Source organism: Streptomyces sp. NPDC048254, assembly GCF_043201895.1.
Classification (GTDB): domain Bacteria; phylum Actinomycetota; class Actinomycetes; order Streptomycetales; family Streptomycetaceae; genus Streptomyces.
In genome coordinates, this window is sequence record NZ_JBICZJ010000003.1 from 698,528 (window position 1) to 711,245 (window position 12,718).

The 12,718-nt window shown below is 66.5% G+C and carries 5 protein-coding genes and 2 pseudogenes; 6 read left to right on the plus strand and 1 reads right to left on the minus strand.

Annotated elements, in window-relative coordinates; genetic code table 11:
* The first annotated feature begins 174 nt into the window (after nt 1–174).
* Nucleotides 175–3,324, plus strand: a complete 3,150-nt coding sequence (locus ACGFZQ_RS12905; protein ID WP_393840360.1) for a BTAD domain-containing putative transcriptional regulator — start codon at nt 175–177, stop codon at nt 3,322–3,324.
* A gap of 88 nt (nt 3,325–3,412) precedes the next feature.
* Here the strand turns inward: ACGFZQ_RS12905 and ACGFZQ_RS12910 are convergent, their stop codons facing one another.
* The gene (locus ACGFZQ_RS12910) at nt 3,413–3,862 is read right to left on the minus strand and encodes a hypothetical protein (RefSeq protein WP_393840361.1); all 450 of its coding nucleotides are present in this window, start codon (nt 3,860–3,862) and stop codon (nt 3,413–3,415) included.
* Nucleotides 3,863–4,000: 138 nt separating this feature from the next.
* Between ACGFZQ_RS12910 and ACGFZQ_RS12915 the strand changes: the two genes are divergently transcribed.
* From ACGFZQ_RS12915 to ACGFZQ_RS12935, 5 genes and pseudogenes are all read left to right on the plus strand, one after another.
* Complete coding sequence (locus ACGFZQ_RS12915; RefSeq protein ID WP_393840362.1) at nt 4,001–8,221, plus strand: TIGR02680 family protein; 4,221 nt, start codon at nt 4,001–4,003, stop codon at nt 8,219–8,221.
* 133 nt (nt 8,222–8,354) lie between these two features.
* Nucleotides 8,355–9,491 carry a Wadjet anti-phage system protein JetD domain-containing protein gene (locus ACGFZQ_RS12920; RefSeq protein WP_393840363.1) on the plus strand — a complete coding sequence of 379 codons (1,137 nt, stop codon included), beginning with the start codon at nt 8,355–8,357 and terminating at the stop codon, nt 9,489–9,491.
* A 259-nt stretch (nt 9,492–9,750) separates the two neighbouring features.
* Nucleotides 9,751–9,918, plus strand: a pseudogene (locus ACGFZQ_RS12925) (transposase); the annotation flags it as partial.
* Nucleotides 9,919–9,955: 37 nt separating this feature from the next.
* Nucleotides 9,956–11,006 (plus strand): annotated as a pseudogene (locus tag ACGFZQ_RS12930) (IS3 family transposase); the annotation flags it as partial.
* 723 nt (nt 11,007–11,729) lie between these two features.
* On the plus strand, nt 11,730–12,718 hold a 989-nt coding region (locus tag ACGFZQ_RS12935), incomplete at its 3' end, for a hypothetical protein (protein WP_393840364.1).

Here is a 12,718-nt window from a genome sequence, read left to right on the forward strand (position 1 = left end):
GATCCGCACCCGGATGGCCTGTTGGATACCCGGCACTTGGCTCCTTAAGACCGTTCGCGCAGAGAACGAAAGCGTTTTCGGTCATTTAAAGACGCTCCTGTTGACCGAAGTTGACAATATGTCACCCTAATTTGAACGGCGCCTCCGTGCGCTGCCGGCGAGGGGAGAGCGCTGGTGGACTGCAGGATTCTCGGCCCTGTCGAGATCGGCCACGATCGTCGTGTTCTCGCACTCGGTTCCACCAAGGAAGCCCTGCTTCTTGCGGCGCTGGCTTACGACGTGGGTCGGCCGGTCGGCCTGGACACCCTGGTCCGCCGAGTGTGGGACGGTGACCCTCCGGGCAACCCGCTGAACAGCCTGTACGCCAACGCGACCCGATTGCGTAGGCACATGGAGGAGGTCCTGGCGGGCGACGGAAGGGCTCCGGCGATCAAAAGACGGTCGCACACCTACACACTGGAGGCAGCTCCCGAGGCCGTTGACTGGCACCGCTTCCAACGGCTGGTGGGCGAGGCGCGTGCGCTCTCGGAGGATGAAGACGACCGTGACCTCCATCAGGCACTCGACCTTTTCCAGCAGGCGGAAGCACTCTGGCGGGGAGAGGCACTCGCCGGACTGGGCGGTCTGTGGGCCGAGGAGCTCAGGACCACGTTGCGGGGAAAGCGTGTCGAGGCCGCCGTCGCAAGGATCGCCCTCGAACTCAGGTTGGGGCACTTCGCTGACGTCATGGGGGAACTGACGGAACTCGTGGCCCGGCGTCCCACCGACGAGATCCTCGTCGGACAACTCATGATCGCTCGTCACGCACGCGGTCTGCACGCCGATGCGCTGCGGCTCTACGCGGACCTGCGTCGGCGGCTGCGCGAGGAACTCGGCTCCGAGCCCGGACCCGAGCTGGCGGGCATCCACGAACTGATCTTGTCGCACGCTCCTGTCAGCGCCCTGCTCCCTCGGGGGCGACGCCCGGTCGACCGAACCCCAGCCCCGCAGGTTCTGCCTCAGCATGCCCAACTGGTAGGGCGGGAACACGAGATGCGCACGCTGATGGACCGGATTAACAGGTCCGCCTCCGGCTCTGCATCGACGGTTACCGTCGCAGCCATCTCCGGCATGGCCGGCGTAGGCAAGTCACTCATGGCCTGGACCGCAGCCGAACGGCTCGCCGGTCGATTCCCCGACGGTCAGATCAGTCTGGATCTGCGTACCCACGGAACGGCCCAGGAGCCAGTAACGCCGCAGTCTGCCTTGACACAACTCCTCCGCACCTTGGGCACCTTGCAGAGGCCCCTACCGGGCACCTTGGAGGAGCTGACCGCCCTCTGGTACGGAACGTTACGCCAGCGGCGGGTGGTCGTCGTTCTCGACGACGCATCGAGCCCGGAGCAGATCAGACCGCTCCTGCCGCCGAGCTCGCCTTCGCTGTTTCTGATCACCAGCCGTCGTCGTCTTTCCGGTCTGCCCGGTGCGTTTCCGATCGTTCTCGACGTACTCCCGCAGCACGACGCCGCCGTGCTGTTCCGGCGGATGATCGAGGACGACCGCGCTGACCATCCCGAAGAGGTCGAAAAGATCGTCTCCTTGTGCGGGCAGCTTCCGCTTGCTGTGGAGATCGCTGCAAGCCGGTTGAATTCACGTCCCACTTGGAGTCTGCAGTATCTGATCGGACGCCTGTCACGCGAGCATGCGCGTATCGAAGAGCTGCATGACACCGACCGTGAGATAGCGGGGGTCTTCCGTCTTTCATACGCGACACTGGGCGTTGAGGAACGTAAGGTCTTCCGGATGCTGTGCCTGCATCTCGCGCCGGAATTCGGTCCGCACAGTGCCGCCGCGCTCAGCGGTTTCCCGTTGTATCGCGCCGAACGGGCCATGGACGCTCTGGTGGATGCCCATCTGCTTCAGGCCCCTGCGGCGGAGCGGTACCGCTACCACGACCTCCTCAGCGATTTCGCGGAGGGCCTCGGATCTGCCGAGGATTCGGCAGCGGACCGGAGCGCCGCGATGCGCCGCCTCGTCGACTTCTACATCGTGGCCGTCGACGCTGCCGATCGCCTGATCCGTCCTGAACGCTCCCGGCTCGACCTGATCGACACCGGTGCGGACACGGGCGGCCTCCCTTCGTGGCGGGATGCCGCGGACGCGGAGAACTGGCTCATGACGGAACAATTCGGACTCATCAACGCCGCACGCTACGCTCGTCACCACGGAATGTTTCGTCAGGCCGCAGTCCTTGGCCACGTCTTGGCGGGGTTTCTCGGCGCCGGCGGATTCTGGGCCGAGGCCGAGCGGATTCACCGGCATGCCGTCCACTACTGGCACGAGACCGGTGCACACGCGGCCGAGGTCCGGGCCCGCATCGACCTCGGGACCGTGTACAGCAGCTCGGGCCATTACGAGCGGGCGATGGCCGCGCTCAGCTCCGCGGCCACTATGGCTGCGGACGCTGGCGACGTTGACGCGGAGCTGGAAGCCCTGCATCAACTGGCCACCGTTCACTGGCACCAGGGTCGACTCGACGCGGCTCGCGCGGTCCAGCGTGACGTACTCGCGGTGAGGGAGAAACAGGGCGACCGGCGTCAAGTCGCCCGTTGCCTGAACAACCTCGGCATCACCTCCCTCTATCTAGGCCAGTACGGCATGGCACGTATTGCATTGAGTGAGGCATTGCGAGAATTTCGGGCGATCGGTGACGGAGCGGATCAGCGACGTACTTTGAACAACCTCGCCGATCTCAACGTCCGTGTGGGAGAGAAAGAGGCTGCACGCCAGATCCTGAAGGAGGCCCGGAATATCAGTCCTCTGAATATCAACAAGTCTGATCTCGCTGTTATCGATATCACGCTGGCCAGTGCACTGCCCATCCCGGGACAGTTGGACGAAGCCCTGCGTCTTCTGAGGGATGCACTCGAATCATTCCGTGAGCTCGGTGATCTGCGGAACCAGGTCATCTGTCTGAACGAGACAGGCAGGGTTCACCGCGAATCCGGTCACGCGGACGATGCGGTGAGGCTGCACGTCAGCGCGCTTGACCTCGCTCGATCCATCGGCGCGATGATGGAGGAAGCGCAGGCTCTGCTTCACCTCGGAACAGCGGAGCGCGTGCTCGGTCAATACGGGTCGGCCATCGGGCATCTGGACTCCGCGCGCGTCCTTGCCCAGCGTATTCACCTCCTTCCCGAGGAGTCGGAGGCGGCCGCGGAGCTCGGGCGTGCCCGAGCTGGAATGGCAACTGGGCTGGGAGAACAACGTCCTGACGTGAGACACACGCCCAGGAGACGGCGGCTGAGGCTGGGCGGTGAAGGGGAACCAGGAGCTGTCGGGTGACCCTCGCCAGATAGCAGGCTTCCTGCCTCGGATAGTTGGAGGGTCCAGTGAGAACACGTCAAGGGCTCGGTGCGGGCTGCCCCAGTGCTCAGTCGATTCGATCTGCCGAGGTGTCCCCGAGGGCACCGATCCTCAGATTGGTGAAGGTGTGGCCCTGAATCACCGGACCACGCTGTGTGCCTCCGGTGATGCTGTTGTGAACTGTGCCCGGTGATGGGGACGGGACCGTCGGGGCGAACCCGTCGACGAGACGCCGGAGTTCCTCTGCCGCGCCGGGCTCCTGTTCCAGGAGTCGGCGCAGTTGGAGACGTAGCGCCGCGGTTAGGTCGGCCGCGAGGGTCTCCTCGTAGGTGGTTCCGGCTACCGCGATCAGGGAGTCACGGGACTCGTCCAGCTGCGCCACCACCGTGCCGGTCTCGCGGCCGCGTGTGAGGAGACGCACCACCTGCTGCTTGACTCCCTCCCATGCGTCCGTGGCCATGAGGCCGACCATCGTGGTCGCGCCGGTTCCGATCAGCGTCACCAGTTCCGCTTCCACAGACTCCCTCGCTTCTTTCGGGCTGCGACCAACTAGTCCGGCTGTCCCCACGGTAAGCCGCGACCTGAGGCCGGTGCCAGGACTTCCTCGGCCCTCTGGCGTGCGCAGCAGGATCAGGAACCGTGGTGTTCTGCGAGCTTGCGCCAGGACCTCGAGGCCTGGACTCCGATCGTGCAACTACGCCTAGGCCTCATCGGCATGTGGGAGTACGAGGAACAGGAGTTCGTCTCCTACCGCAACGGGCTGATCCTGCGCGGGCGCAACGGTGCCGGCAAGACCAAGGTGATGGAGGTCACCAGCCCGCTGCTGCTGGACGCGCGGCTCAGCGCCCGGCGGCTGGACCCGTTCGGCTCGACCGCACGGCCGATGCGGGACAACCTGCTGCATCGGGGGCGCGGCGACCGCGTTGGATACACCTGGTGCGAGTACGGACGTGTGACCGAGGACGGTGGCTACGAGTTCATCACCGTCGGCATCGGGATGAGGGGCAGCACGTCGGCCAAGGGGGGCGTCCACAAACCCTGGTTCTTCGTCACCGCCAAGCGGATCGGCGAGGACTTCAACCTGCTGGACGAACGGAGACAGCCGTATCTGCGCAAGCAGTTGGCGGCACGGCTCGATCCCGGCGACGTCTTCGAGGAGCGGCGCGCGTACCGGACAGCTGTCGCGGAGCGCCTGTTCGGCTTCGGGATCGGGAAACTGGCAGCTCTGGTGGAACTCCTGCTGGTCCTGCGCAAGCCGAAGCTGAGCGAGAACTTCAACGGCGAGCGACTCAGCCGGATGCTGACCAACGGTCTGCCACCGGTCAGTACGTCGTTGTTGGACGGTCTGGCCGTCCGCTTCGACCAGCTGGCCCGTGATCGCGCCGACCTGGCGCAGCAGGAACGGCACCAACTCGGCATGTCCACCTTCCTGTCGGTGTACTCCCGCTACGCGCGCCGGTGGACCAGGAACATCGCCGAGCGGTTGGCCGAGGCGGATACTCAGCTCACCGAAGCGCAACGCACTAGTGCGAAGGCTGTTGAGAAGGCCGACAGCGCTGAGAAGAAGCTGGAGGAGGGGAAGAAGGAGCGTGAGCGCTTCCTCGAAGAACGCGAGACGCTCCGGATCTCCGTCGAGGAACTTCGAGCCGACCCGCTGATGAAGCAGCACGACCTCCTCACCAAACTCCAGGAACAGGCCGAGGAGGCGGAGGAGAAGCTCCCCGGATTTCGAGAGCGTGTGGGGAAGGCGGCATCCGCCACAGCCGAGGCAGAAGCCGAGGCCACCGAGCAGACCCGGCTTCTCGAAAGAGCTGCTGCCGTTCTCCTGGTCGCCGAAGAGAAGTCCTTGGCACAGGCTGCGAGGACCCGCATCCGGGACGCTCACACCGAACTCGCCGCTGCCGTCCGGGAGGATCCCGAGGGGACGGAGAAGATGCTCCTGGGCCACGTGGAAGCACGCGCGAACGTTCTCCGGCGTGCGGTCGAGCTGGCCGAGACGACGCGGGACGCCAAAGGCCTGCGCGAGCAGGCAGACGAAGCCCTCCAGAAGGCGTGGGGGCTATGCGAGACGGCGAAGCATGCCGTCGACGATCATGGGCAGCAACTCGCCGACCGGATGGACGAGTTGCGCATCGCACTCGTCGACTGGAGCGAGCGATGCCAGGAGTTGCGACTGAGCGACGTCGAACTGGCAGCACTCCAGTCACTGGTGCCGACCTTCGGCCTCAAGGGCGCCACCACCCTCTCCCAGGAGGTGGAGCGCCTCGCCCGACCCCGAGGGACCCTGCTTGTCCAGCAGGCATCCGACTTGGCTGCCGAACTCTGTGGTCTCCAGGAGACAAGAGACAAGACGGCCGCCATGCGGTTGAGCGTCGCCGAGGAGAAGGACCCCCTGCCTGCGGCCCCGGTGCACGAGCGGCGGGATCGGAGCAGCGTCGCCGACGGTGCTCCACTGTGGCGGCTGCTCGACTTCGAACCGGACATCGACGACACGACCCGAGCGGGCCTGGAGGCCGCCCTGCTCGGGTCGGGAGTGCTCGACGCATGGGTCACCCCCGAGGGATCGCTGTTGGACGGAGACACGCTCGACAGCCTCCTGGTCGCCGACCGGGAACCGGTTCCCGGCCGATCCCTCGGCGATGTTCTGCACGCGGTCGATCACGAGACGGTCCCGTCGAATGTGACCACGAGCATCCTGGCCGGTGTCGCGCTCGCCCCCGCCGGGACGGAGCACCAACCGGGTGACTGGGTGTCGACCGACGGCTCGTGGCGAATCGGCCCCGTCCATGGTCGTACCAAGGTCACACAGGCCGCCTACATCGGTACCGCCGCCCGCCAGGCCGAGCGCCGCCGCCGGCTGAAGGCGCTGGACGATCAGCTTGTCGAACTGGACGGCCGGATCGTAGGGCTCAATGAGCTGCAGCAGCGCCTCACTGAGCGGCAGGGCGATCTGCGGGCCGAGTGCGACGAGGCCGCTGCCTTCGACCAGCCGGTACGTGACTGTCAGTTGAGTCTCGCGAAGGCCAGGAGCCTGTTCCAGACGTACGACCTGGCGAGCCAGGAGGCCAAGGCCAAGCTCGACGAGCGAGAGGTCATCTGGAAGGCGGCGCGTGCGGAGCTTGAGCGATACGCCAGGCAACGTGCGACCGCCACGGGGCTGGAGGCGCTTGCCGAGGAGCAGCGGGTACTCACGGAATACAGGTCGAGTCTCGGCGATCTCTTCCGACGGCTTGGCACCTGGTCGAGCCGGGTGGAGCAACGCAACAGTGCCGAAGCACTGCTGGCCACTTGTCGAGGACATCAGAACCTGGCCGAGGCCGACGTGGACGACGCTGTGCGCGACGCGAAGAGAAAGCGCGAACGACACGATGTGCGCCGTAGCGCTGTCGGGGCCGACGTCGACGACGTACTGAAGAGACTCGGCGTCGCCCAGGCCGGCCTCAAGAAGAACGAGGCCCTGGAGAAGAAGAGCCTCGCCGACTTGGAAGGGATGATCCAGGAGGAGGCGCGCGCTCAATCCGCTCGTACGCAGGTCCGTGAACTCGTGGGGCAGCGAGAACTCGTCCTGGAGGAGCGACGAGGACAGTACCGGGAGCTCGACCGGCTCGGATTCCTCGCGCTGGTCTCCGCAGACGGCACAGCCGCCGACGCTCTCGACGCGGTCGCCGCCGCACAGGCACTGATCCGGCAACTCGTCGACGATCCTTCGGATCCGCACGCTCTCGACCAAGCACGCGACGACGTGGACCGTGCCCGGCAGGTCCTTGAGGAAGTACTGGCAGGGCCGGACTGGAAGGTGCGTGCCGGCAACGAGGACCGCCTCGTCTCTGTCCGGCTGTTCCACAACGGTCAACACCTCACCGTCGCGGAAGGACTCGCGATCGTGCAGCGGGAGGTCCACGAACGGAACCGCCTGCTCGACGCGAACGAACGCGACCTGTTCACAGAGGTCCTGCTCGGACAGGTGGGCGACCATCTACGCCGTCGCCGTGCGCGGGCCAAGGCGCTCGTCGAAGAGATGAACAGACTTCTCGCTCTGCGCCGCACGGCCTCCGGGCACGTCATGCGCCTGGTGTGGGAGGCGGATCCCGACAAGGGCGAAGAGACCCGGGAAGCCCTGGCGACCCTGGACCGGCAGGCCAGCAGGTTTCTGCCCGACGAGGCCCGCGAGCACCTGATCGCTTTCCTCGGCCGCCAGATCGCCGTGGCCAGGGAGGCGGAGGGCGGACTGGAGTGGAAGAGCCACCTGCGCGTCGCCCTCGACTACCGGGCCTGGAGCCGGATCCGCGTCCAGTACAAGACCGGCCCGCAGCAGAGATGGACCGACATCGACGCCGGCATGCACGGCAAGGGGTCCGGCGGGGAGAAGGCCGTCATGCTGCAACTCCCGCTCTTCGCCGCCGCGGCGGCCCACTACGCGGGAGCCGCACCGACCGCGCCGCGCCCGGTCTACCTGGACGAGGCGTTCGCCGGAATCGACACCGAGATGCGAGGCGAGTGCATGGGACTGCTCGTCCAACTCGACCTTGACTTTGTCATGGCGAGCCACGATGAATGGGGTTTCTACGAAGAAGTCCCCGGCGTGACCACCTACCAGCTGTACCGCGACCCACAGGTGGAGGGCGTACTCACCACCCCCATCGTCTGGGACGGGGCCGAGCGGCACCTCATGCTCGATCCGGCGCTGCTCGGCGGCAACCTCGATTTCGACGCCGACGATCAGCTCGGCGACGACGAACTGGCTGACGACGACATCGATATGGACGAAGAAATGGACGACGAGTCTGAGGCCGAGGAGGAGTACGAGGACAGGGACGTGGACGCCACCACCCATGGCCAGGCCGGTGGGCTGCTGGACGACCTGGACCTCGACTGACATGGGACATCGCGTCGCCCTTCACCCTGATCTCGCGCAGTGGGTGGTCAGCCCGGGGGGAGTCCTGTTCTGCACCCGAGTGCGTGAGCGCCTCGCCAACGGGGGAAAGCTGAACCGGCGTCTCACCCTGCGCATGACCGACCGTGAACGCGCCGATCTCATCGACCTGTTCGGTGACGCCGTCAATGCGACGGGCATCCACCTTGCACGCGCCGATACCGTGCTGCGCGCCAGTCGGCACACTCTGCCGCTCCGCATGCTGATCATCGGAGCCGGCGGGCCGATCCGGACGAAACGCGGCCAGGCCCGGTACCGGGCCATCGTCAAACGCGACCGCCTGATGCGAGAGCGTACGGAGACTCTGTGCGCCATCGCCGATGTGCCTGAGCTGGCATTCGAGTACGAGCTACTCGCGGCGCTCCCCGACGACAACAGGCGCGTACCTCCCGACGGTTCACGTGCCGCCACTTCTCACTGGATCACGTACTGTGCCGCGTTGCGGGCGGCAGCCGAGTGGTTCCGCACCGCGAGCCGCGGCTGGAGATGCAGCGAGCGTGAACTGGCAGCGCTGGCACTCGGCGGAACCAAGGCGTGGACCGATGCCGCCAAGGCCGCCTTCTCCAACCTGATCGGCCGCCCGTTCACCGAGGCCGTCCACATCAGCGACACAGGCCTGAGGATGACCGGCCCGGCCGAATGGCACCGACAAGGCCTCGTGGCGGACCTCACCCTCGCTGAACCCTTCATCGAACTCCCAGGCTGGACGGTCACGAGACACGGTCGGTTCGACCTCCAGGCCCGTGGCGTCTTCCTCATCGAAAACCAGGAGACTTTCGAAGCGGTCGCCTCGCGCACGACCGTCCCCAGGAACTGGCTCTGCATCTGGACCGAAGGATTCGCCTCCGGGGCACTGGTTCACTTCCTGGGCAAGTGCGTGCCCGAGTCCCTGCCGATCGCAGCCTGGGGAGACCTCGACCCACCAGGAATCGGCATCATCCTCGATCTCGCGGAAAAGAGCGGCCGCAGCATCCAGCCCATCGCCATGGACGCGGAACTGTACCGCCGCGGACGCAAACTCGTGGAGGAGCCGTCGCAGCTCGAAAAGTGGCTGAACGAGGCGAAGCGGCAGGCTGAAACCGTCCCGGATCACTTCGAGGGCCTGGTGGCGGCGATGATCGAACACGGTGGACTTCGCTGTGAACAGGAAGGCATGCATCAACAAATCCTCCCGAACCTGCACCTCTGGCTAGCCGAACTGAAGCCGCTCTGAGCCCGTGTCGGCGACGGCTGAAAAGTGGTTCTGGATCACTTTCTGGGCTCTGTCGCTGATTTGGGGGTGGTGACGATCAAGAGTAGGTGGGCATCACCTGGGTGTGGGGGATGTGGTTCGCCTCGCCGACCTTCTCCTTCCGGGGGTTGGGGTGTCTGTCGAAGCAGTGGTTCTTGGGGACACCGAGGTCCGGCTTACTGGCTCTAACAAAAGTGGGTTGATCATGTGACTGTGTGCTTGATCGCTCGTTGATGTGGTCATGGGGAAGCGTCAGTCGCGGCCGTGGATCGTGTCGGACGAACTGTGGTCGCTCATCGAGCCGTTGCTGCCTGAGCCGCCGCCGAAGCAGGTGGAAGGACGACCGCGGGTGCCCGACCGGCAGGCCCTGTGCGGGATCCTGTTCGTCCTGCATACCGGCATCCACTGGGTGACAGCTGTCGCCCAGACCTGCACCAGACCCGATGACGTTGTGGAAGTGGATGCGCCGGGCGGACATCGACGACGGGACCAAGCCCGGAGTGACCAGTCAGGACAGCGCGGAGCTGCGGGAGGCTCGGCGGCGGATCAAGCTGCTGGAGCAGGAGAACGAGGTCCTGCGCCGGGCCGCGGCCTATCTGTTGCAGGCCCATCTGCCGGGAAAAGGATCTACCCGCTCGTGAAAGAGCCGGCCGCGGACGGGACGCCCGTCACGGTCACGTGCCGGGTCCTGAAGCTCGCCAGACAGCCTTACTACCGCTGGCTCGACAAGCCGGTGACCGACACCGTGCTGGAGGAGGCATACCGCGCGAAAGCACTCTTCGACGCCCACCGCGACGACCCGGAATTCGGCTACCGCTTCCTGGCCGACGAAGCGCGCGGTGCCGGGGCCCGGATGGCGGACCGGACCGTGTGGCGGATCTGCCGGGACAACCGCTGGTGGAGCGTGTTCGGCAAGAAGCGCGGGAGAGTCAAGAAGGCCGGACCGCCGGTGCACGACGACCTGGTCCGCCGCGACTTCACCGCAAACGGGCCGAACCGGCTGTGGCTCGCCGACATCACCGAACACGCCACCGGCGAAGGCAAGCTCTATCTCTGCGCGGTCAAGGACGCCTTCAGCAACAGGATCGTGGGCTACTCCATCGACGCGCGGATGAAGGCCCGCCTGGCCGTGACCGCCCTGGAGAACGCCGTCGCCCGGCGCGAACCGGTCGACGGATGCATCCTGCATAGCGACCGCGGATCGCCCAATTCCGGTCCCGGAAATTCGTCCGGGCACTCGACCGCCACCGGATGGCCGGCTCGATAGGGAGAGTCGGGGCGGCCGGCGACAACGCGGCCATGGAGTCCTTCTTCAGCCTGTTGCAGAAGAACGTCCTCGACCGCCGGACCTGGACCACCCGCGAAGAACTCCGGATCGCGATCGTGACCAGGATCGAGCGGACCTACCACCGACGCCGCAGACAAGCCGCACTCGGCCGGCTGACCCCCATCGAATTCGAGACCGTCATGACCACACCGGCCCTCCAGGCCGCGTGACCGAACCTGTCACCCAAACCTGCAGCAGACCCGAACGTCTGTCCCAGGGGAACAGCACGGAGGTCTTCGTCAGTTGACAGCATGGGGGCAGGCTAACGGGCGGCACTGACAATGCCCTTGAGCTGGCGTTACTTGCGACGGCTGACGTTTCGTCAGCGCGGGTCGTACCGTGGCTAGAAGCAAGGGCACCCGCGGAGGGTGAGGGCAGACTCCTTTACTCGGCCGAGTACGCTGGACACTGACCTCGAAGAACGACCCGTCGCACGCCGCTCAGTGACTCCGCAACTGGGGGTCAAGGGTTCGCAGGTTCAAATCCTGTCGTCCCGACTTTACGAAGTCGCAGGTCAGGGGCTGTTTCAGAGGAGATCTGAAACAGCCCCTTGATCATTCTTGGGAACCGGCTTGGGGCCAGCACGCTTGACTGGGGTGAAGCGCATCTTGGCCCGGTCAAGGTGCGTCACACGGCTCGTTGTTGTCTCTGACGGCCGGCCAGGACGGTCGCGGTGAGGGCGCCTCCGGTCAGAAGGAGGAGGACGGCGGGGCCACACTCGCGGCGATCGGTACGGCTGCCCGCCACCAGGAGCGGAGTCCGGGCCGGCTGAGTGGAACGGGCGTCCTCTCACTCGCCTCTCACTGTACGAGTCGTAGGGTGGGATGTCCTCCTACGAGTTGTAGGAGTGCCCGGCTTCCCGGCCGGTTCCGTGCGACGACGAGAGGTGCGAGATGGCCGACGGCTTGAACGCCACTACGACCGGTGTTCCTCGCACCGGCGTCCCAGCGCAGGCCGTCCGGCCTCGGCGCTCGCGGGGTGAGCCCTGGCTCGGGGCGGTCGCGGTCGCCTTCACGCTCGCCCAGCTCGTCCTCGTACGGCCGGGTCTCGGTCTCGGCTGGGACGAGACCGTCTACGTCAGCCAGGTCAGCGGTCACGTTCCCGCCGCCTACTTCAGCGCGCCCCGTTCCCGTGGCATCTCACTCCTCGCCGCCCCGGTCGCGTCGTGGTCCGACTCGACCGTCCTGCTCCGGATCTACCTGGCCGTCCTGTCCGGCCTGGCCCTCTACCTCGCTCTGCGGGTCTGGCGAGGCCACCTCAGACCCGCCGTCCTGGCCTTGGCCGGCGCCCTGTTCGCCTCGTTGTGGGTGACGCTGTTCTACGGCCCCCAGGCCATGCCCAACTACTGGGTCGCCATCGGCGCCCTGGCCTGCGTCGGCTGCTTGCTGCGCGCCCGCGCGAACGCACGCGACCGGGCGGCTTGGTGGGGTGTGTTCGCGGGCGCGGCACTGATGGCGTGCATGCGCCCGATGGACGCGGTCTACGTCGTGCTGCCGCTGCTCGTGCTCTCCCTGCGCCGCCCGCGTCTTCTCGTCGTGCTGGTCGTGGGGCTGGTGGCGGGTGCCGGCGAGTGGGTGATCGAGGCGTATACGAGCTATGGCGGCCTCGCGCAGCGCCTGTCCGCCGCCTCCGACATTCAGGGCGGCCTCGGCTGGCACCTCGCTGCGGTCGACCAGCTGCGCAGTCTCGGCGGACGTACCCTGTGCCGGCCCTGCACCGGATCGCTCCCCAACCCGGTGGTGACCCTGTGGTGGTTCGCGCTGCCGCTCCTCGCCGTCCTCGGCGCGGTGGTCGCCGTCCGCGCCCGGCGCGCCCTGCCCGTCCTGCTCCCGGGGGCCTGCGCCGTCACGGCCGCGGTCCCCTACCTGTTCCTCATCGGCTA

Coding starts and splice junctions, on each gene's coding strand:
- ACGFZQ_RS12920 (WP_393840363.1), top strand. CDS start 8,355: ATGACCGACCGTGAACGCGCCGATCTCATCGACCTGTTCGGTGACGCC.